The organism is Aeromicrobium sp. Leaf350 (assembly GCF_916858655.1).
Taxonomy (GTDB): Bacteria; Actinomycetota; Actinomycetes; order Propionibacteriales; family Nocardioidaceae; genus Aeromicrobium.
This window is the reverse complement of the sequence record NZ_CAKASL010000001.1, coordinates 925,535-946,098: the sequence shown is the minus strand read 5'-3', so window position 1 is coordinate 946,098 and position 20,564 is coordinate 925,535. Positions and strand designations below refer to the sequence as shown.

At 71.6% G+C, this 20,564-nt stretch carries 21 protein-coding genes and 1 pseudogene; 13 read left to right on the top strand and 9 right to left on the bottom strand.

Translation table 11 applies throughout. The features are described from left to right. Positions 1-67 precede the first annotated feature (67 nt). From LO931_RS04815 to LO931_RS04790, 6 genes and pseudogenes are all read left to right on the top strand, one after another. Complete coding sequence (locus tag LO931_RS04815; protein ID WP_229052146.1) at positions 68-1,624, top strand: long-chain fatty acid--CoA ligase; 1,557 nt, start codon at positions 68-70, stop codon at positions 1,622-1,624. Positions 1,625-1,627: 3 nt separating this feature from the next. Further along, positions 1,628-2,527 carry an AIM24 family protein gene (locus tag LO931_RS04810; RefSeq protein ID WP_229052145.1) on the top strand — a complete coding sequence of 300 codons (900 nt, stop codon included), beginning with the start codon at positions 1,628-1,630 and terminating at the stop codon, positions 2,525-2,527. A 122-nt stretch (positions 2,528-2,649) separates the two neighbouring features. After that, complete coding sequence (gene purS / locus LO931_RS04805; RefSeq protein WP_229052144.1) at positions 2,650-2,892, top strand: phosphoribosylformylglycinamidine synthase subunit PurS; 243 nt, start codon at positions 2,650-2,652, stop codon at positions 2,890-2,892. Continuing rightward, entirely contained in the window at positions 2,892-3,572 is a 681-nt protein-coding gene (gene purQ / locus LO931_RS04800) for a phosphoribosylformylglycinamidine synthase subunit PurQ (RefSeq protein WP_229052143.1), read from the top strand. The genes purS and purQ overlap by 1 nt, the downstream gene beginning before the upstream one ends. Positions 3,573-3,648: 76 nt before the next feature. Further along, positions 3,649-3,867 carry an SCO4848 family membrane protein gene (locus LO931_RS04795; protein ID WP_229052142.1) on the top strand — a complete coding sequence of 73 codons (219 nt, stop codon included), beginning with the start codon at positions 3,649-3,651 and terminating at the stop codon, positions 3,865-3,867. 13 nt (positions 3,868-3,880) lie between these two features. Further along, positions 3,881-4,180, top strand: a pseudogene (locus tag LO931_RS04790) (GNAT family N-acetyltransferase); the annotation flags it as partial. Between the two features lie 2 nt (positions 4,181-4,182). On the opposite strand, the gene LO931_RS04785 reads toward LO931_RS04790, so the two are convergent. Beyond that, a complete protein-coding gene (locus LO931_RS04785) occupies positions 4,183-4,716 on the bottom strand; it encodes a hypothetical protein (RefSeq protein ID WP_229052140.1) in 534 nt (177 codons plus the stop codon). Between the two features lie 268 nt (positions 4,717-4,984). Here LO931_RS04785 and LO931_RS04780 point away from each other — a divergent pair, with 268 nt between their 5' ends. Continuing rightward, positions 4,985-6,466, top strand: a complete 1,482-nt coding sequence (locus LO931_RS04780; protein WP_229052139.1) for a DEAD/DEAH box helicase — start codon at positions 4,985-4,987, stop codon at positions 6,464-6,466. 37 nt (positions 6,467-6,503) lie between these two features. On the opposite strand, the gene LO931_RS04775 is transcribed toward LO931_RS04780, so the two are convergent. Continuing rightward, complete coding sequence (locus LO931_RS04775; protein WP_229052138.1) at positions 6,504-7,778, bottom strand: MFS transporter; 1,275 nt, start codon at positions 7,776-7,778, stop codon at positions 6,504-6,506. Positions 7,779-7,873: 95 nt separating this feature from the next. On the opposite strand from LO931_RS04775, the gene LO931_RS04770 reads away from it, so the two are divergent. From LO931_RS04770 to LO931_RS04755, 4 genes are all read left to right on the top strand, one after another. Further along, positions 7,874-8,371 (top strand): helix-turn-helix domain-containing protein, encoded by a 498-nt coding sequence (locus tag LO931_RS04770; RefSeq protein WP_229052137.1) that lies wholly within the window; start codon positions 7,874-7,876, stop codon positions 8,369-8,371. 49 nt (positions 8,372-8,420) lie between these two features. Beyond that, a complete protein-coding gene (locus tag LO931_RS04765) occupies positions 8,421-9,632 on the top strand; it encodes an Nramp family divalent metal transporter (protein WP_255657840.1) in 1,212 nt (403 codons plus the stop codon). A 34-nt stretch (positions 9,633-9,666) separates the two neighbouring features. Continuing rightward, complete coding sequence (locus tag LO931_RS04760) at positions 9,667-10,725, top strand: alpha/beta fold hydrolase (protein ID WP_229053082.1); 1,059 nt, start codon at positions 9,667-9,669, stop codon at positions 10,723-10,725. Between the two features lie 120 nt (positions 10,726-10,845). Then, on the top strand, positions 10,846-11,706 hold the full coding sequence (locus LO931_RS04755) for an Fpg/Nei family DNA glycosylase (RefSeq protein WP_229052136.1): 861 nt from the start codon (positions 10,846-10,848) through the stop codon (positions 11,704-11,706). Positions 11,707-11,824: 118 nt separating this feature from the next. Here the strand turns inward: LO931_RS04755 and mnhG are convergent, their stop codons facing one another. The 6 genes from mnhG to LO931_RS04725 are packed head-to-tail and all read right to left on the bottom strand — an operon-like array spanning position 11,825 to position 17,907. Continuing rightward, positions 11,825-12,142 (bottom strand): monovalent cation/H(+) antiporter subunit G, encoded by a 318-nt coding sequence (gene mnhG / locus LO931_RS04750; protein WP_229052135.1) that lies wholly within the window; start codon positions 12,140-12,142, stop codon positions 11,825-11,827. Next, complete coding sequence (locus LO931_RS04745; RefSeq protein WP_229052134.1) at positions 12,139-12,438, bottom strand: monovalent cation/H+ antiporter complex subunit F; 300 nt, start codon at positions 12,436-12,438, stop codon at positions 12,139-12,141. The genes mnhG and LO931_RS04745 overlap by 4 nt, the downstream gene beginning before the upstream one ends. A gap of 22 nt (positions 12,439-12,460) precedes the next feature. Next, positions 12,461-12,976 carry a Na+/H+ antiporter subunit E gene (locus LO931_RS04740; RefSeq protein WP_229052133.1) on the bottom strand — a complete coding sequence of 172 codons (516 nt, stop codon included), beginning with the start codon at positions 12,974-12,976 and terminating at the stop codon, positions 12,461-12,463. Continuing rightward, positions 12,973-14,541 (bottom strand): Na+/H+ antiporter subunit D, encoded by a 1,569-nt coding sequence (locus LO931_RS04735; protein WP_229052132.1) that lies wholly within the window; start codon positions 14,539-14,541, stop codon positions 12,973-12,975. Before LO931_RS04735 ends, LO931_RS04740 begins: the two co-directional genes overlap by 4 nt. Further along, the gene (locus tag LO931_RS04730) at positions 14,538-15,056 is read right to left on the bottom strand and encodes a Na(+)/H(+) antiporter subunit C (protein ID WP_229052131.1); all 519 of its coding nucleotides are present in this window, start codon (positions 15,054-15,056) and stop codon (positions 14,538-14,540) included. The genes LO931_RS04735 and LO931_RS04730 overlap by 4 nt, the downstream gene beginning before the upstream one ends. Positions 15,057-15,072: 16 nt before the next feature. Continuing rightward, the gene (locus LO931_RS04725; RefSeq protein WP_229052130.1) at positions 15,073-17,907 is read right to left on the bottom strand and encodes a Na+/H+ antiporter subunit A; all 2,835 of its coding nucleotides are present in this window, start codon (positions 17,905-17,907) and stop codon (positions 15,073-15,075) included. A 92-nt stretch (positions 17,908-17,999) separates the two neighbouring features. Between LO931_RS04725 and LO931_RS04720 the strand changes: the two genes are divergently transcribed. Together LO931_RS04720 and aroQ are read left to right on the top strand one after the other, a co-directional pair. Next, the gene (locus LO931_RS04720; protein ID WP_229052129.1) at positions 18,000-19,154 is read left to right on the top strand and encodes a MalY/PatB family protein; all 1,155 of its coding nucleotides are present in this window, start codon (positions 18,000-18,002) and stop codon (positions 19,152-19,154) included. Between the two features lie 60 nt (positions 19,155-19,214). Further along, positions 19,215-19,655, top strand: coding sequence for a type II 3-dehydroquinate dehydratase (gene aroQ, locus LO931_RS04715; RefSeq protein ID WP_229052128.1), 441 nt, complete (start codon positions 19,215-19,217; stop codon positions 19,653-19,655). A 4-nt stretch (positions 19,656-19,659) separates the two neighbouring features. Here the strand turns inward: aroQ and LO931_RS04710 are convergent, their stop codons facing one another. Continuing rightward, positions 19,660-20,535 (bottom strand): SDR family oxidoreductase, encoded by an 876-nt coding sequence (locus LO931_RS04710; protein ID WP_229052127.1) that lies wholly within the window; start codon positions 20,533-20,535, stop codon positions 19,660-19,662. Positions 20,536-20,564: the final 29 nt, after the last annotated feature.

Genomic DNA, 20,564 nt, shown 5'->3' with positions numbered 1-20,564 from the left:
GGTCGGGTCTAGGCTGACGGCATCGGCTGAGACGCCGATCACCATCCGGAACCGACGAGGAGACGCCGTGGCCAACCTGTCCGCCCTGCTGGAGAACTCGGCAGCGAAGTACGCCGATCGCACCGCGATCGTGTTCGGTGACACCAAGCTGAACTACGCGCAGGTCAACGGCGCGGCGAACCAGGTCGCGAACCTGCTCGTCGAGCGCGGCGTGAAGCCCGGCGACAAGGTCGCCCTGTCGTGCCCGAACCTGCCGTACTTCTCGATCATCTACTACGGCATCCTCAAGGCCGGCGCCACGGTCGTGCCGCTCAACGTGCTGCTGAAGGCCCGCGAGGTCGCCTACCACCTCGACGACTCCGACGCGGTCGCGTACTTCGCGTTCGAGGGCACCGCCGACCTGCCGATCGGCGAGGCCGCGTGGGACGGCTTCCAGGCCACGGACTCCTGCAAGGAGTTCTTCCTCATCAAGCTCGACTCGGCCGCCCCGGCGCCGCTGGAGGGCCCGGAGTACTACGCCCCGCTGGTCGGCGCGCAGCCCCCCACGTTCGAGACGGTCGAGCGCGACGACGACGACACCGCCGTCATCCTCTACACCTCCGGCACGACCGGCCAGCCCAAGGGCGCCGAGCTGCGCCACCGCAACATGCGCGACAACGCGTTGTCGGGCAAGGACCTGTTCGGTGCCGACGAGGACAACCCCGACACCTACCTCTGCGTGCTGCCGCTGTTCCACTCCTTCGGGCAGACGTGCATCCAGAACGGCGGCTTCGCCTTCGGCGGCACCGTCGTGATGCTGCCGCGGTTCGAGGCCGAGGCGGCCATCGGCCTGATGGTGCGCGAGAAGGTCACGTACTTCGCGGGCGTGCCCACGATGTACTGGGGCCTGCTCGGCGCGCTCACCCCGGAGCACCCGGTGGCCGACATCGCCGCCAACCTGCGCGTCGCGGCGGCCGGTGGCGCGGCGCTGCCCGGTGAGGTGCACAAGAACTTCAAGGAGCGCTTCGGCGTCACGATCCTCGAGGGCTACGGCCTCTCGGAGACCTCGCCCGTCGCGTCGTTCAGCGTGTTCGGCGAGGAGCCCCGCGTGGGCTCGATCGGCAAGCCCATCCCGGGCGTCGAGATGAAGCTCATCAACGAGGACTGGTCGGACGTCCCGGACGACCCCGACGCGATCGGCGAGATCGCGATCAAGGGCCACAACGTCATGAAGGGCTACTACGACCGCCCCGAGGCCACGGCCGAGGCGATCAAGGACGGGTGGTTCCGCTCGGGCGACCTGGGCAAGAAGGACGCCGACGGCTACTACTTCATCGTCGACCGCTCCAAGGACATGATCATCCGCGGCGGCTACAACGTGTACCCGCGCGAGATCGAGGAGGTGCTGATGTCGCACCCGGCGGTCTCGCTGGTGGCGGTCATTGGCGTCCCGCACGAGTCGCACGGCGAGGAGATCAAGGCCGTCGTCGTCAAGAACAAGGACCACGACGACGTCACCGAGGAGACGCTGGTCGCCTGGGGCAAGGAGCAGTTCGCCGCGTACAAGTACCCTCGCGTCGTCGAGTTCCGAGACGAGCTCCCCATGACGTCGACCGGCAAGATCCTCAAGAGAGAGCTGAGCTAACCGATGAGCGCTGCAGGATGGCATCCCGACCCGGAGGGTCGCAACGAGTACCGGTACTGGGACGGCAACGCCTGGACCGAGCACGTGAGCAACGGAGGCACCCAGTCGGTGTCGCCGCTCGGCGCGGCCCCGCCGGCCGACTCGGGCGCCGGCGCGGCGCAGGCTGCGGGCTTCCCGGCCCAGCAGCAGGCGTCCGGCGGCCTGACGACCCAGCCCGCGGTGGGCGGTGACCCGTGGGCCGGCCTGTCCGGCGACCTGGTCGACGGCACCTTCAGCGAGGTCGAGGGCATCGGTCCGCAGAAGCAGAACAGCAAGCTCCTGCGCGTGCGCATCGCGGAGCCGTTCATGGCCAAGCAGGGCTCGATGGTGGCCTACCAGGGCAACGTCGACTTCCAGTACTCCGGCGGCGGCGCGGCCAAGTTCCTCAAGAAGGCCGTGACTGGTGAGGGCCTGTCGCTCATGGGCGTCAGCGGCCAGGGTGACGTGTTCCTCGCCGACACCGGCAAGCACGTGCACATCCTCAAGATCAACAACGGTGGCCTGTCGGTCAACGGCAACGCGGTCCTCGCGTTCTCGTCGTCGCTCGACTGGAACGTCGAGCGGGTCAAGGGCGGCAGCATCGTCGCCGGCGGCCTGTTCAACACGACGCTCCGCGGCACCGGCTGGGTCGCCATCACGACCGACGGCGAGCCCGTCGTCCTCAACCCGGGCGAGGCCGCGACGTTCGCCGACGCCAACGCGCTCATCGCGTGGTCGCTCGGCCTGCAGACGTCGATCAAGTCCAGCTTCACGGCCGGATCGCTGATCGGTCGCGGCTCGGGCGAGGCCTTCCAGGTCGCGTTCCAGGGTGCAGGGTTCGTCATCGTGCAGCCGTCCGAGGGTCCGCAGATCCCGACCGCCTGACGCGCACGCTCGCCGACGCCCCCGCTCCGTCGCCCCGACGGGCCGGGGGCGTCGTCGTGCCCGCGGCCACGGGCGGGCCCCACCGGGTGGGGGCTGCGGGGGCACACGGATAGACTTCGGGCATGCCTCGCGTGATCGTCGACGTCATGCCCAAGCCGGAGATTCTCGACCCGCAGGGGAAGGCCGTCCACGGCGCCCTCCCGCGGCTCGGCTTCAGCGGTGTCACCGACGTCCGTCAGGGCAAGCGCTTCGAGCTGGAGGTGGACGCGGCCGACGAGGCCACCCTCGCGGAGGTCGCGAAGATCGCCGAGACGCTGCTCTCGAACCCCGTCATCGAGGACTTCACCGTCCGGGTCGACGGCTGATGGCACCGAAGGTCGGGGTCGTCACGTTCCCCGGGTCGCTCGACGACGTCGACGCCCGCCGCGCCGTGCGCATCGCCGGTGCCGAGCCGGTCGCCCTGTGGCACGGCGACCACGACCTCCAGGGCGTCGACGCGATCGTGCTGCCCGGTGGCTTCTCCTACGGCGACTACCTGCGCTGCGGCGCGATCGCCCGGTTCGCGCCGATCATGACCGAGGTCGTCGCGGCCGCGAACGGCGGACTGCCGGTGCTCGGCATCTGCAACGGCTTCCAGATCCTGTGCGAGTCGCACCTGCTGCCCGGCGCGCTGATCCGCAACGACCACCGCACGTTCGTCTGCCGTGACCAGGAGCTGGTCGTCGAGAACGCCTCCACGGCCTGGACCTCGGCCTACTCGGTCGGTCAGAGCGTCACGGTCCCGCTCAAGAACGGCGAGGGCGGTTTCGTGGCCGACGCCGAGACGCTCGACCGTCTCGAGGGCGAGGGCCAGGTCGTCGTGCGCTACGCCGGCGGGGTCAACCCCAACGGCTCGCTGCGCGACATCGCCGGCATCACCAACGAGCGCGGCAACGTCGTGGGCCTCATGCCGCACCCCGAGCACGCGGTCGAGGAGCTCACGGGCCCCGGCACCGAGGGTCTCGGCTTCTTCACGTCCGTCCTGACCTCGCTGGTGGCCCGATGAGCGAGCGCAACGAGCGAACAGTCTGCCGGTCATCGGGCGACCGTCCTACCGTGCTCTTCCTCAAGGCGGTGGCCCGATGACGCTGTCGACGGGGGCCGCGATCCTGCTGGTCGTCGCGGGAGCCTGGAACCTGGTCATCTGGCCCCAGTTCGCCAAGCGCATCGTCGCCGATCCCCGCTCGCGCGACGAGAACGGCGGCCGCACGACGTTCTTCACGGTCCACGCCGTGCTGATCACGGTGTCGCTCGCCCTCGGACTCGCGGTCGGGTTCGTCGGCGTCGTCGCGCTGTTCTGACCCGTTCCCGCACGAACCCATCCAGGAGGACGCCATGGCCACCGAGGTACGACGCAACGACGAGGCCGGGCGGTACGAGATCCTGGTCGACGGCGCGGTCGCCGGGTTCACCGAGATCAAGCCGCGTGACGGCGTGCTGATCATGCCGCACACCCTGGTCGACGAGGCGTACTCCGGGCAGGGTCTGGCCAAGATCCTGGTCACCGGCGCCCTCGACGACATCCGCTCCCGCGGCGAGCGCATCAAGCCGCTGTGCGCCTACGTGCGTGGCTTCCTCGAGAAGAACCCGTCGTACAACGACCTCGTCGTCTGACGTCACCGCCGCTTGCGGCGTCGCCTCGGCTGGGTGCGGTGCAGCTGACGCTGCTCCTCCAGCCAGCGACGCAGCCGAACGGGCCCCACGACGAGACCGGCCGGCAGGGTCGAGGCTCGCGAGCGGGAGCGGACGGGCTCGTGTCGAGGGTCGCCGCGCGTCGGCGGTGCCGGGTCGCGTGCGTGGACCACGACCCGGAAGAGGAGGAGACGGATCCGGTAGAGCTCGAACCACGTGATGTCCTCCCACGCGGCGGACACGTTGCCGCACTCGATGCCCGACGCGGAGACGTGCAGCACCGGCTCGCGGGTCACGGCGCGTCGCACCGCGACGACGGTCGTCACCAGACCGAACACGGTCACCAGCAGCCCGACCAGCGCGGTGAAGATGCCGCCGCCACGAAGGTTCAGCGTCATGAACCCCAGCACGACGACCACGACGCCGAGCAGGGCCAGGAACCCACACCTGACGCGGCTCGTGGGGATGTCGGCGGAGCCGTGCTCGGCCATCGACCGCTCGAGGTCCTCGGTCTTCATGACGGTCCTCCGGTGATCATCGGGCGAGACGATCCTAGGGCGGTCGAGGGCGACGACCTTCCGGACGTGGGCCATCGCACGTCGCAGGATGCGGCTTCCACGGCTCCCACGCGGTAGGCTGGTGATCGGTGGCCCACTGTTCAGTCCAATGCTGGACCAGTGTTGAGTCAAATGTTGACACCGTCTCGAGGGCCCCGTCGCACCATGTCGCTGCGCGACCTCATGTCGCGCGCAGGTGCCCGATCTGTCTGAGAGCTTCGTGAATTCCATGCCTGCCGGCCCTGTGTCGGCCACGCCCACCCGTCCCTCCTCCCCCGCTGAGCAGGTCACCGGTTTCTCCGGTCTCGGCCTGCCCAAGCCCCTCGTGAAGGCGCTCGCCCGCGAGGGCATCGTCGAACCCACGCCGATCCAGCAGGCCGTCCTCCCGGCGGCCCTCGCCGGCAAGAACGTGCTCGGCCGCGCCCGCACGGGCTCCGGCAAGACCCTGTCGTTCGGCATCCCGGTGCTCGACACTCTCGCCGGCGGTCAGCGTCGCCCCAAGGCCCCGCGTGGCCTGATCCTCGTGCCGACCCGCGAGCTGGCCTCGCAGATCGAGCGCGTCCTCGCCCCGATGGCCACCGCGCTGCACCTGCGCACCATGACGATCCTCGGCGGCATGCCGATCGGTCGCCAGGCGGCGCGGCTGCGTGAGGGCGTCGACCTCGTCGTCGCCACGCCGGGCCGTCTGACCGACCTGATCGCCCGCGGCGCGGCGACCCTCGACGACCTCGAGATCATCGTGCTCGACGAGGCCGACCACCTGTGCGACCTCGGCTTCTTCAAGCCGGTCGACGCGCTGCTGGCCGCCACCCCGCGCTCGGCGCAGCGTCTGCTGCTCTCGGCGACGCTCGACGGCGACGTCGACAAGCTCGTCAAGCGCCACCTCCCCGAGCACGTGCTGCACGACGTCGAGACGTCGGACGTCGAGGAGGGCGAGATGACCCATCACCTCGTCGTCACCGACCGCACCGAGAAGATGCAGGTCGTCCGCGACCTGCTGCTCAACACGCCTCGCACGATCGTGTTCGCCCGCACCCGGCGCGGTGCGGCGCGGGTCGCGCGCCAGCTGACGCAGGGTGGCATCGAGGCGGTCGACCTCCACGGCGACCTCGACCAGCGCAAGCGTGACCGCAACCTCGCCCGGTTCTCCTCGGGCGACGCCCAGGTCATCGTCGCGACCGACATCGCCGCGCGTGGCATCCACGTCGACGACGTGCCGCTCGTGCTGCACTTCGATGCCCCCGCCGAGCACAAGGCGTACACGCACCGCTCGGGCCGCACGGCCCGCGCCGGCGAGTCCGGCACCGTCGTCACGATGACGACGCCGGAGGACCAGCGCGACGTCATCCAGCTGCAGCGCAAGGCGGGCGTCAGCGCTCGTCAGCACCGCCGCCAGGACCTCGCCTCGCCGCTGACGGTCGAGTCGCTGGCCACGACCGGACGCCCCGGCGACTCCGCCGACGCCGCCACGGGCGGCTCCGGCGGTGGCCGAGGCGCAGGATCGGGTGGCGGAAGCCGTCCGGGCCACGGCTCGGGGGGTCGTCGTCGCGGTGGACGTGGCGGCGCGCAGGGCCAGGGCGGCCAGGGCCAGCGTCCGCGCAGCCAGGGCCAGGGCTCGGGCCAGGGACAGCGCTCCCGTGGCCAGGGTGGTCAGTCGGGTCACGGCCAGAGCCGTCCCGCCGGCGGCCGCAGCCGCGACACGTCGCGCTGACCCGCTCAGCCCTCACCCCGCGAGCCCGCCTCGGTCGTCAGTGGACGGCCGGGGCGGGCTCTGCTCGTGGCGCCCGCGTCCCGGCCGGGCCGACGACCCACGAGAGGGCTGCCGCGACGAGGCACAGGGCGGATCCGCCCAGCCACGCGATCGTGTAGCTCCCGGTCTCGTCGCGCACGACGCCGGCCGCGAACGCGGCCACGGCTGCGCCGATCTGGTGCGCGGCGAAGACCCAGCCGAACACGATGGTCCCGGCGTCGCCGAAGATCTCGCGGCACAGGGCGACGGTCGGCGGGACCGTCGCGACCCAGTCGAGGCCGTAGACCACGATGAACGCGATCATGCTCGGGTGCACCGTGGCCGAGAGCAGCGCGGGCAGCATCACGAGGCCCACGCCACGGAACGTGTAGTAGCCGACGAGGAGCAGCCGCGGGTCGACCCGGTCGGTCAGCCATCCCGAGGCGATCGTGCCGGCGATGTCGAAGATGCCGACGACCGCGAGCAGGCCGGCGGCCGTGGTCTCGGCCATGCCGTGGTCGTGGGCCGACGGGATGAAGTGGATCCCGATGAGTCCGTTCGTCGTCGCGCCGCAGATCGCGAAGGCAGCCGCGAGGCCCCAGAATGCCGGGACCGTGCTGGCACCCCTCAGCGCTGACAGGGCTCGGCTCGCCGCACCGCCGGTGGGTCGTGCCGGCGGGGTCCAGTCGTCGGGCGCCCCGTAGGGCGCGAGATCACGGTCCTCGGGCCGGTCGGTGAGGTGGCGCAGCACGAGCGGCACGACCGCGAGGGCGGCGCCGGCGATGACGAGCGAGGCGAGGCGCCACCCGGCGACGCCCGCGAAGTACGAGACGACCGGCAGGAAGACGAGCTGGCCGGCGGCGCCGCCCGCGGTCAGGATGCCCATCACGAAGCCGGTGCGCTGCACGAACCAGCGGTTCGCGATCGTCGCGGCGAAGGCCATCGCCATCGAGCCGGTGCCGAGGCCGATCAGCACGCCCCACGTCACGACGAGGTGCGCCGACTGCGTCGCGAAGATCGACAGTCCGCTGCCCAGCGCGACGAGCGTCAGGGCCCCGGCCGCGATCGTGCGGAGTCCGAAGCGGTCCATCAGGGCCGCCGCGAACGGCGCCGTGACGCCGTACAGCACGAGGTTGATGCTGACCGCGAACGACATCGAGCCGATGGACCAGCCGAACTCGTCCTGCAGGGGCACCATGAGCGCTCCGGGCGCGGCGCGGAAGCCCGCTGCACCGACGAGGGCGACGAACGCCACGGCAGCGACGACCCAGGCGGGGTGAGGGCGTCGGCTCATGCGGGTCTGCATCTCTCGGGAGGCTGGCTTTCGCCAGGAAAGTTGTCTCGGAGGACGATAGCGGTCATACTTTCCTGGAGCAAGTGAGGTGTGAGATGCCACTGCGGTCCGACTGGTCCGAGGAGCTGTGCCCGGTGCGGCGCGGGCTCGACGTGCTCGGCGACCCCTGGATCATGCTGATCATGCGCGACGTCCTGCACGGCATGACCCGCTTCGAGCAGATCCGCGACAGCAGCGGGATCTCCGACGCCGTGCTCGCCCGACGGCTCCGGCTGCTGGTCGACGAGGGCCTGCTGCGCAAGGTCGACTACCGCGGCGACCGGCGCACCCACGCGGAGTACGTCGCCACCGAGGCCGGCGCGGACCTCCTGCCGATCATGCACGCGGTCTCGATGTGGGCCGAGAAGCACACCGCACTGCCCGAGGGCGGTGGGCACATGGCGATCGTCCACGAGTCGTGCGGCAGCGAGACCACGAGCGCCGACACGTGCAGCGCCTGCGGCGAGCCCCTGCGCCCCGACGCCGTCAGCTGGGACAAGCCCTGGAAGCACACCCGCGAGCGGCTCGTGGGCGCGACCGACCTCCCTGCCTGAGGTCGTCGGGTCGCCGGCGCGGGGGACCCGCCATAGTGGACCCGTGCTGGTGAGGGCGAGGCTGCGACGGATCGTGCTGATCGGGCCTGCGTTCATCGCGGCCGTCGCGTACGTCGACCCCGGCAACGTCGCGACCAACGTGACGGCCGGCGCCTCGTTCGGCTACACGCTCGTGTGGGTCGTGGTGCTCGCCAACGTCATGGCCGTATTGGTGCAGTACCTCTCCGCCAAGCTCGGGCTCGTGACGCAGCGATCGCTCGCGGAGCACCTGGGGGACCGCTTGCCGACCGGGCCGCGCCTGGCCTACTGGGTCCAGGCCGAGGCGATCGCGATCGCGACCGACCTGGCCGAGGTCGTGGGCGGGGCGATCGCGCTGTACCTGCTGTTCGACCTGCCGCTGGTGGTCGGCGCCGTCATCACCGTCGTCGTGTCGGTGCTGATCCTGATGATCGGCGACCGGCGGGGCCAGAGCGCGCTCGAGCGCACGATCATGGCCTTCCTCGCCCTGATCGCGGTCGGGTTCGTGGCCGGTCTGTTCGTCGCGCCCCCGGAGCCGACGGACCTGCTGGGCGGGCTCGTCCCGCGCTTCGACGGCGCCGAGAGCGTCCTGCTGGCGTCGGGCATCATCGGCGCGACGGTCATGCCGCACGTCATCTACCTGCACTCGAGCCTGACCGTCGGGCGGCTCGGCACCCGAGGCGAGGGGCTCTCGATGGGCACGCTGCTGCGTGCCACGCGGGTCGACGTCGTGGCGGCGCTCGTGCTCGCCGGCATCCTCAACCTGTCGCTGCTGGTGCTGGCGGCGTCCGCGCTCTACGGCATCGACGGCACCGACACCCTCACGGGCGTGCACGAGGTCGTGACGTCCGAGCTGGGCGCCGGCGTCGCCCTGCTGTTCGCCGTGGCCCTGCTGGGCTCGGGCCTGGCGTCGACCTCGGTGGGCAGTGCCGCCGGCGCGGAGGTCATGCAGGGCCTGCTCGGCATCCGGCTCCCGCGACTGGTGCGGCGCGTCGTCACGGCGATTCCCGCGGTGGCGGTGCTGGCGATCGGGGTCGAGCCGAGCCGGGCGCTCGTCGTCTCCCAGGTCGTCCTCTCGCTGGGCATCCCGTTCGCGCTCGTGCCGCTCGTGCTGCTGACCGCGCGCAGGGACGTGATGGGCGAGCACGTGAACCGTCGCGTCGTCACCGCGGCGGCCTGCCTCGTGGCTGCAATCGTGATCGCGCTCAACCTCGCGCTGCTCTGGCTGACGTTCGTCGGGTGATCCGGCCGGATCGTGCGAGACTTCCGGCGTGGCGATGACACCTCTGCGGATCCCGCGCGACCTCGGGGCGGCCCGCACCAACCTGATCGACAAGGTGAGGCGTCGGCCGCTCGCCGACCTGCGCCCCATGCCGCGCGACGAGGTGGTCAGCAACGAGCGCTTCACGCTCTACCGGTACCGGCCCGTCGAGGGCGTGCCGGCCCGGGGACGACCGCTGCTCCTCACGCCCCCGCTGGCCGCGCCGGCCATCGCGTTCGACCTGCGTCGCGGGTGCAGCGTCGCGGAGTACTTCGTGCAGCAGGGGCGCGAGGTCTACCTCGTGGACTACGGCCCGGTGAACTTCGGCCACCGTGCGCTCGGCATCGAGCACTGGGTCGACGACCTGCTGCCGGAGGCGCTCGCGTACGCCTCGGTCGACGCGCAAGGCGCCGACCTGCACATGGTCGGCTGGAGCCTCGGCGGCATCTTCACGATGTTCACCGCCGCAGCACGCCAGGACCTCCCGATCGCCTCGGCCACCGCCGTCGCGAGCCCGTTCGACCTGCGTGAGGTGCCGCTGCTCGCCCTGGCCCGGCCCGTCGACAAGGTGCTCGGCGGCCTGGTCGGGCCGGTGTACCGCTCGCTCGGCGGGGTGCCGGCCCCGCTCACGAAGTGGGGCTTCCAGCTCTCGGCGGCCGACAAGTACCTCACCAAGCCGATCTCGATGCTGACCCATGCCGACGACCGTGACTTCCTCGCCCAGCTCGAGGCCGTCGACCGGTTCATGAGCAGCATGTACGCGTACCCGGGCCGCACGTTCGGCCAGCTGTACCACGTGGTGATGCGCACGAACGAGTTCGCGACCGGCACGATGCAGCTGAACGGCCGGCCGGTGCGTCTGGCCGACATCGACGTCCCGGTCCTCGTGGTCGCGGGCACCAACGACACCCTCGCGCCGCTGCCCGCGGTCGAGCACCTGCTCGACCTCACGACGGGTGCGCCGCGGGCCCAGCTGCTCCAGGCGCCCGGTGGCCACCTGGGCGTGCTGACCGGGCGCGCAGCGGTCCGCACGACGTGGCCCGGCATGGAGGGCTTCTTCTCCCAGCACGACTGACCCTGCGCCGGTTTCCCACGAGACCGTCGGAACCCGGCGTCGAGCGCACGAAGTTTCGTGTGCGTGAAGCTGGACTTGAGCGGTCTCGTGGGAAACCGCGCGGGGTGGCACGATGGGCCTGTGCCCGAGATGCCGGAGGTCGACGCACTCGTCGCGGACCTGCGCGCCCGCATGACCGGGGCGGTCGTCGCCGGGGTCGAGCCCGCCTCGTTCGCGGTGCTGAAGACCTTCGACCCGCCGCTCGACGCCCTCCTGGGGCTCACGGTGACGGGGGTCCACCGCCACGGCAAGTTCATCGACATCGACGTCGACGGGCTGCACCTCGTGATCCACCTGGCGAAGGCCGGCTGGCTCCGGTGGTCCGACAAGCTCGCCACGACCCGGCTCAAGATGGGCAACGGCCCGATCGCGCTGCGGCTCCGGCTCGACCTGGGCGAGGGCCCCACCAGCGGCTTCGACCTGACCGAGGCCGGCACGCGCAAGGGCCTGGCGGTCTACCTCGTCCGCGACCCGGCCGACGTTCCCGGCATCGCCGCGCTCGGCCCCGACCCGCTCGGCGAGGGCTTCGAGCTGCGCCCGTTGCTGGCCCGCCGGATGCAGGTCAAGCGGCTCCTGCGCGACCAGAAGATCCTGGCCGGCATCGGCAACGCCTACAGCGACGAGATCCTGCACGCGGCGAAGCTGTCGCCCTTCGCGATCGCCGAGAAGCTCGACGACGCGGAGATCGGGCGGCTCGAGACCGCGATCACCGAGGTGCTCACCGAGGCGCTGCAGGAGGCGCACGGCAAGCCGCCGGCCGAGCTCAAGGACGACAAGCGCACGCGCATGCGAGTGCACGGGCGCACCGGCGAGCCGTGCCCGGTCTGCGGCGACACGGTTGCCGAGGTCGTGTTCAGCGGCTCGTCGCTGCAGTACTGCCCGACGTGCCAGACCGACGGCAAGCCCCTCAAGGACCGGTCGACGAGCAAGTTCGTGAAGTAGCGCCCCCCAGCGCGGATTCCTGGGTGAACCCAGGAATCCCGCGTCGAGCGCACGAAGCTTCGTGCGCTCGATGCCGGATTCCGACGGTCTCGTGGGAATCCGCGACCGGGGGGAGGGGTCAGTCGTCGAGGTCGTTGCGCGACAGCCGCTTCGGATCGAGCAGGCCGATGCGGTGCCCGGCGCGACCGACCATGTGCGAGGCGACCGGCGCCGTCAGCAGCTGGAAGGCGATGATCAGCAGCACGGTGGTGGTCGCCACGGTGGTCTGCAGCCGCAGGGCCAGGCCCACGAGGATGCAGATGAGCCCGAGCGTCTGGGGCTTCGTCGCGGCGTGCATGCGGGAGAACACGTCGGGGAACCGGACGAGCGCGATCGATGCGGCCAGGGCGAGGAGCGCACCGGTCACGAGGAAGATCCCGGCGATGACGTCGGTCATGAGCTGCCCTTCCGGTCGCGGGCGGTGCGCTCGGACGGGCCGTCGTCCCGCGCCGCGAAGCGTGCGATGCTGACCGACCCGAGGAAGCCGACGAGCGAGAGCGTGACGATGATCGGCAGCGTCGTCGTGTGGCGGCCGATCGCCGCCTCGATGCCGATGGCGCCCGCCGTGGCCGCGACGAACACGTCGGCCGCGACGGTGCGGTCGAGGGTCGTGGGCCCACGCACGATCCGGATCAGGCACAGCGTGCCGGTCACGGCCAGCAGGGCGATGCAGATGATGCCGACGGTGGTCATGAGGTCGCCTCCGCTCGGGTGGTCATGAGGTCGCCCCCGAGCAGTAGGCGTCGCGCTCCTCGCGGGACCCGAGCGCCGCGATGAGGCGTCGCTCCTGCGCGAGCACCCCGGCCTCGACCTTCGCGAGGTCCTGGTCGCCGTCGAGCACGTGGAGCCAGATCTTTCCCTGCTCGGCGTCGAGCTCGATCAGGAGGCTGCCGGGGACGAGCGAGACGAGCTCGCTGGTGAGCACCAGCAGGAGGTCGGAGCGCGTGTGCAGCTGCACCTCGATCACGGCGCTGTCGCCCAGCGCCTTCGGGCGCACGGCGATCCAGGCCACCTGGAAGCTCGCGACGACGAGGTCGAACGCGAAACGGCCGGCCAGCACCAGGAACGGCAGCGGTCGGAACGAGCCGTCCCAGTCGGCCTTCGGGAACGGGAAGACCACGACGACCACGAGCGCCACGAGCACGCCACCGAGGACGAGCAGCGGGGTGATGTCGCCCCACATCATCAGCCACAGCAGGGTCAGGCCCAGCACGGCGGTCCACCGGATCATTCGGCATCACCCAGCACGGCCTCGATGTAGGGCGTGCGCTCCTGCAGCTCGGCGGCGGCCCGCTGGCTGACGCCGATGAGGGGCCCGGCCGCGAGGGTGAGCGTGACGGAGAACGCCACGAGCGCCAACGTCGGCAGTGCCATCCCGCGGGGCAGGCGCAGCACCTTGTCGTCGGTCATGGTGGCCTGGCCCGGGTGGAGGGCACCGGTCTTCGGGGTGTCGTGCTCGATGTCCTCGTCGCGCGGCTGCCAGAAGGCCCGGTTCCAGGTCTTCGCCACGGCGTACAGGGTCAGCAGGCTCACCGCGAGGCTCGCCCCGACGCCGGCGTACGCCAGCCAGTCGCCGGCCTCGGTGCCGGCCTGGATCAGCGCGAGCTTGCCGAGGAACCCGGAGAACGGCGGGATGCCGGCGAGGTTCATGGCCGGCACGAAGAACAGCACCGCGAGCACCGGCGCGGCCCGTGCGAGTCCGCCGAGGCGGTCCAGCTGCGTGGTGCCGGTGCGGTACTCGATCAACCCCGCCACCAGGAACAGCGCGGTCTGCACCGTGATGTGGTGGATGACGTAGAAGATCGCGCCCGCGTATCCGGCCTCGCTGGCCAGGGCGATGCCGAAGAGCATGTAGCCGATGTGGCTGACCAGGGTGAACGAGAGCAGACGTTTGATGTCGGACTGGGCGACGGCGCCCAGGATGCCCACCACCATCGTCAGGATCGCGACGGTCAGCAGCAGGGTGCGCAGCGGCTGGTCGGGGAACACGATCGTCTGGACGCGGATGATCGCGTAGATGCCGACCTTCGTGAGCAGTCCGGCGAACACCGCGGTCACGGGGGCGGGCGCGGTCGGGTACGAGTCGGGCAGCCAGGCCGAGAGCGGGAAGATCGCGGCCTTGATCGAGAACGTCAGCAGCAGCATGAGCTGGAGCACGAGCTGCAGCGGCTCCGGGAGGGCGGCGATGCGCTCGGGCAGGGCCGCCAGGTTGACGGTGCCGGTCGCGGCGTAGACGGCGGCGATCGAGATGAGGAACAGGACCGACGAGATGAGGCTGACGACGACGTAGATCGTGCCCGCGCGGACGCGTGCCTCGGTGCCGCCCAGGGTGATGAGCACGTAGCTCGCCGCCAGCAGGATCTCGAAGCCGACGAACAGGTTGAACAGGTCGGCCGAGAGGAACGCCGCGGACACGCCCGCGCTCAGCACCAGGAACGTGGGGTGGAAGACCGACAGCGGGGTGTCGCGACCGAACTCCACGATGCCCTGGCCGAACGAGTACAGCAGCACCGAGAACGTGACGATCGTCGACACGACCAGCAGGAGGGCGGAGAGGCGGTCGGCGACGAGGCTGATGCCAATGTCAGCGGGCCAGCCGCCGACGTTGACCGATTGCGGACCGAACTGGTCGGCCCGCCACAGCAGGGCGGCAGCGGCGGCGACCACCAGGGCGAGGGCGACGATGCTGATGATGCGCTGCGCGCGGGCGGATCGACCGAACGCCAGACAGAGGCCGGCGCCGAGCAGGGGCACGATGACCGGCACGAGCACCAGCTGGCTCGCGAGGTGGTTCATCGGGTTCCCCCTGCGTCAGGAGCGCCGTCGTTGTGGGGCTCGTCGTCGGCGGTCTCGGCGTTCTCGTCGGTGACCTCGTCGTCGACCGCCGGCAGGTCGGCACCCTCCTCCTCGGGGAGCGACTCGTCGACCTCGTCGAAGCTGGCCGAGAGGTCGTCGCGCTCGGCGCGACGGATGACGAGGGCGTCCTCGACGTCGTCCTGCACGTCGTCGTGCCCCTCGAGCTGCCAGGTGCGGTAGGCCAGCGCGAGGCCGAACGCCGTGACGCCCAGGGTGATGACGATCGCCGTCAGTGCCATGGCCTGCGGCAGCGGGTCGGCCATGCGCTCGCCGTTGTCGCGCACGATCGGGGCGGCGCCGGGCGGACCGGAGGCCACGATGAAGAACAGGTTGACGCCGTTGCCGAGCAGCACGAAGCCGACCAGGATGCGCGTCAGGCTGCGCTCGAGCACGAGCGTCGTGCCGCACGCCACGAGCACGCCGATCGCGATGATCAGGGTCAGGTCGACGCTCATGCCCGGGTCACCTCGCTCACACGCCCACCGCCTGGTCCTCGTCGGCGACGTGCTGGTCGATGCCGCCGCCGAGGCTGCGGAGCACGTCGAGGGCCAGGCCGATCACGACGAGGTAGACGCCGATGTCGAAGAAGACCGACGTGACCAGGTGCAGCTCGCCGAGCGGCCCGAGCGGGATGTCGACGATGGCGCTCTGCAGGACCCCTCCACCGAGCAGCGTCGGCAGCAGGCCCGCGAGGGCCGCGGTCGCGAGGCCGAGGCCCAGCACGAGACCGGCGTCGACGGGCGCGGCCGCGTCGAGCTCCTGTCGGCCGCCCACGAGGTAGCGCACCATGAGGGCGAGGCCCGCGATGAGGCCGCCGGCGAAGCCGCCGCCGGGCTCGTTGTGGCCGATCAGCATGATGAAGATCGAGTAGACGATCACGGCGTGGAACACGAGGCGGGTGACCACCTCGAACACGACGGAGCGACGCTCGGCGCGCACGGCGTCGAGGCGCTGCAGCCAGCGCTGCGAGCCGGACCCGCTGGGCACGCGGCTGATGCGCTCGGCGCGGTCGGTCAGCAGGTGGATCAGGCTGGCGACGCCGGTGGCGGCCACGACGAGCACGGAGAGCTCACCGAGGGTGTCCCACGCACGGATGTCGACGAGGGTGACGTTGACGATGTTGTAGCCGCCGCCGTAGCTGACCGCGGGCTCGGCGAACTCCTGACCGATCGGGTCGGCGATGCGCGAGGCGGCGGTGAGCAGCGCGAGCCCGGCGACGACGAGGCCGACCGTGGCGCCGGCGGCGATGCGGACCCAGCGGTCGGCCGTGAACGGCCGCTCCGAGAAGAACGGGGGGAGGCGCCGCAGCACCAGCACGAACGTCACGAGCAGGAAGGTCTCGACGAGCACCTGGGTCAGCGCGAGGTCGGGCGCCCCGTGGAGCACGAACAGCATCGCGGTGCCGTAGCCCGTCAGGCCCACGAGGAGCACGGCGCGCAGGCGGCGCCGGGACCGTACGGCGGCGATCGCCGCACCGATCACGAGCGCGACGATCACGACCTGGGCGGGGCGGTCGGCGAGGTCGACGTCGAGCCCGCCCTCGTCGAGGACGAAGGCGCGGACCAGCATCGATCCCGGCAGCAGGGCCAGGACGACGATGATCGTGCCGAGGTAGAACGGGAGCGAACCGCGCTGGACGCGACCCGTGAGCTCGACCGACACGCGCTCGACCCCGCGGACGACGGCGTAGTACGACTGCTCGGCGTCGGGCATCGGGAGGCGGTCGGTGATCGCGTGCTGGGCGGCGGCCACGGACCGGCGCGCCACGAACAGGGCGATGCCGAGCACGATCGTGGTCAGTGAGAGCAGCAGCGGCAGGTTGACGCCGTGCCAGAGGGTCAGCTCGAGCTCGTGGGCGCCGGCCGGGTAGGCCTCCCCGGCGCGACCGAGGATCGTCGTGAGCCACGGACCCGAGAATCCCGCGACGAGCGAGGCGGCCGTCAGGATCACGGGGGAGACGACGAACCAGGAGGAGCGCCGCATGATGTCGCACGGCGGGACGTCGGCCTTGGTCGCGAAGGCGCCCCAGACGAAGCGCGCGGTGTACGCGACCGTGAGGATCGTGCCGACGACGATGCCGGCGAGGGCCACGACGCCCCACCCTGCGCCCGTGTCGGCACCGAGGTCCTCGATCGAGGCCAGCACGGCCTCCTTCGCGACGAAGCCGAAGGCGGGCGGGATGCCGGCCATGGAGGCACCCGCCACGACGGCCGCGGCGAACGGCCACGGCAGGAGCCGCCAGAGCCCCGAGAGGTCGCGGAGGTCGCGGGTGCCGGCGCTGCGGTCGATGATGCCGACCACCAGGAACAGGGTCGACTTGAACAGCGCGTGCGCCACGACCATCGCCAGACCGGCGACCGCGGCGGACCGGGTGCCGATCGAGGCGATCAGGGTCAGGAAGCCGAGCTGGCTGACGGTGCCGTAGGCGAGCAGGAGCTTGACGTCGTACTGCCGCAGCGCCCGGAGACCGCCGATGACCATCGTGACGATCCCGAGCGTGGCGAGCGTGGGCCGCCACCAGGCGAGGTCGGCGTACGCCGGCGCCAGGACGGCGACCAGGAAGATGCCGGCCTTCACCATGGCCGCCGCGTGCAGGTAGGCGCTGACGGGCGTGGGGGCCGCCATGGCGCCCGGCAGCCAGAAGTGGAACGGGACGAGCGCCGACTTCGACACCGCGCCGACGAGGGCGAGGGCCACGGCGATCTGCACCGTGACCGTGGCCTCCGGCGGGTCGGCGACGATCTCGCTGAGCAGGGGCGTGCCGGACGTGAGGTGCAGGATGACGAGCCCGGCGAGCATCGCCAGGCCGCCGAAGGTCGTGACCAGCAGGGCGTTCATGGCCGCGCGACGGTTGGCGCGGCGCTCGGGGTTGTGGCCCACGAGCAGGTACGACAGGACGGTCGTGAGCTCCCAGAAGATGTAGAGCACGTACACGTTGTCGGACAGCACCAGGCCGAGCATCGCGCCGGCGAACGCCGTGAACACGGCGCTGAAGCGCCACAGCTCGGTGTCGCCCGGCTTGAAGTACCAGCCGCAGTAGAAGAGCACCAGGGCACCGACACCAGTCACGAGCAGCGAGAACGGGCCACTGACCTCACCGAGCCGCAGCGAGATGTCGAGCCCGAGGCCCGGCACCCACGAGATCTCCTGCGTCACCAGGTCGCCCGCGACGACCTTCGGCAGGAGCCAGGCGAAGCTCGCGGCCGGCACGAGGGCCAGCACCAGGAAGGCCCGCCGGTCGAGAAGTCGGACCAGGGCAGGGGCCCCCGCTGCGGCAAGGAGGTGCGCAGCGAGCAGGGTGATCATCCGACGACCAGTCTACCGGTCGGGGACCTGAGGTGCTGTCGGTGGTGGTGCGCCGAGACGCGGCTCCGGCGTTGCTGCGGCACGATGTGGTCATGCGACCCCTGCGTGAGCTGACGCTGCCGGACCTGCGCGCCCGCAGGAGCGTCAAGTGGTCGTGGTTCGGCCCGGACGTGCTTCCGCTGTGGGTCGCGGAGATGGACGCCCCGCTCGCGCCGGCCGTGACCCGGGTCCTCGAGGAGGTCGCCACGAGCGGCGACCTCGGCTACCCCGACGACCGCGGGTACGCCGCCGCGTTCGCGACCTTCGCGCGGGGCCGCTGGGCCTGGGAGCCGGGATTCGCGAGGCCCGTCGCCGACGTCATGACGGGGGTCGTGGAGGCGCTGCGCCTCACCCGCCGTGACACCGTCATCCTGACGCCGCCCGTCTACCCGCCGTTCTTCGACGCGATCGCCCTGGTCGGCGCTCGCCCCGTCGAGGTACCTCTGGGCGAGGACTGGGGCCTGGACCTCGACGCGCTCGCCGACGCCTTCGAGGCGCACGCCGGACAGGCGACCGTCCTGCTGTGCAACCCGCACAACCCCACGTCGATCGCGCCGAGCCGTGCCGAGCTGCTGCACGTCGCCGAGCTCGCGCGGCACCACGACGTGCGGGTGGTGGTCGACGAGATCCACGCGCCGCTGGCCGACCCGGTGCGGTTCGCCCCCTACCTGTCGCTGCCCGGCACGGAGGACGCCGTGGTCGTCACGTCCGCGTCGAAGGCCTGGAACCTGGCCGGGGTCAAGGCGGCGCTCCTGGTCGCGGGGGACGACGTGGCCGACGCGGTGCGCGCGCTGCCCGAGCTCCTGTCGCACGGCCCGAGCCAGGTCGGCATCCGGACGCAGGAGGCCGCCTGGGCGGAGGGGGTGGAGTGGCTCGACGCCGTGCGGGCCGACCTGGCCGAGAACCGGCGGCTCGTCGCCGAGCTCCTCCACGCCCATCTGCCGCAGGCCGGGATCGTCATGGGCGACGACTCCTACCTCGCCTGGCTCGACCTCGCGGCCTACGACCTCGGGGGCGAGGCCGCTGTCGTCCTGCGTGAGCGGGCCGGCGTCGCGCTCGGAGAGGCGTCGCCGTTCGGCGCGCTGCCGGAGCCGGGGCGGGCGCGTCGGGGTGGCCCCGACTTCGCCCGGCTCAACTACGCGACGACGCCCGAGGTGCTGACGGCGGCGTTCGAGCGGCTGGGCGCCGCGGTCGACGCTCCCGCCTGACGGTGGGCAGGGGCTCGTCCCGGACCGGGGCCGCCCGGCGCCACCGGATACCGTGAGCGGGTGCCTTCGCTGCTGCTCCTGAACGGACCCAACCTCAACCTGCTCGGGACCCGCGAGCCCGGCGTGTACGGCTCCGACACGCTGGCCGACGTCGTCGCGCTCGTGGAGTCGACCGCGGCCGAGCGGGGCTTCACGGTCACCTCGCTGCAGAGCAACCACGAGGGCGTCCTCATCGACGCCGTCCACGAGGCGCGCGGTGCGGCGTCGGGGATCGTCATCAACCCCGGCGGCCTCACGCACACCTCGGTCGCGCTGCGCGACGCGCTCACGGGCGTCGCCCTGCCGTTCGCCGAGGTGCACATCTCGGACGTGCACGCGCGCGAGAGCTTCCGGCACCACTCCTACCTGAGCGACGTCGCCGACGTCGTCGTGATCGGTGAGGGCGTGCCCGGGTACGCCCGCGCGGTGCGCGAGCTCACCGAGGCCATCGGCCGGGCCTGAGGGCTCACGCCTCCTGGCGAGGCCTCGACACCGATCGCAGGGTGCGCCGGGCCGCCTGGTTGAGCCCGTGCATGACCGCCGCGTAGCCGGCGGGCACATATCGCTGGCCGTACCAGCCGAAGCGGATGTCGGCCGAGGTGAAGGCGGTGTGGCGACCCTTCTCGACGGCGCGCACCATCGCCGCGGCCGCCTTCTCGGGCGTCACGGCGTGCTTCTCGAACCGACCGACGGCCGCCGCGACCCGCGGGTCCGAGCGGTCGACGCCGACGATGTTCACGGTGCCGACGAGCGGCGTGGCGACGGCGCCGGGGCAGACCAGCGTGACACCGATGTCGTAGGCAGCCAGGTCGAACCGCAGCACCTCGCTGACGCCGCGGAGCCCGAACTTCGCGGCGCTGTAGGGAGCGTGCAGCGGCAGGCCGAACAGGCCTGCGGCCGAGCTGACGTTGACGACGTGGCCGCCGCGTCGGGCCTCGATCATGGTCGGCACGAAGGCGTGCAGCACGTGGATCGGTCCCATCAGGTCGACCTCGACCGTGCGTCGCCAGTCCTCGAGCGCGAGGTCCTGGATGCGGCCCCACGTGGAGATGCCCGCCACGTTCATGACGACGTCGACCGAGCCGACGATCTCGTGCGTGCGGGAGGCCAGGGCGAGGACCGCGTCGGCATCGGTCACGTCGAGCGACTCGTGGTGGACGACCGAGGACCCCAGGCCCTCGGCGGTGAGCAGCGCGACGGTCTCCGCGAGGCCGTCGGCCTGGACGTCGGTGAGCACGACGCGGGCACCGCGGCGGGCGGTGAGCAGGGCCGTGGCGCGGCCGATGCCGCTCCCGGCACCGGTGATGACGGTGACGGCACCGTCGAAGCTGGTCTTGCGCACGAGTGCTCCCGATCGGGTGGGGAATGATC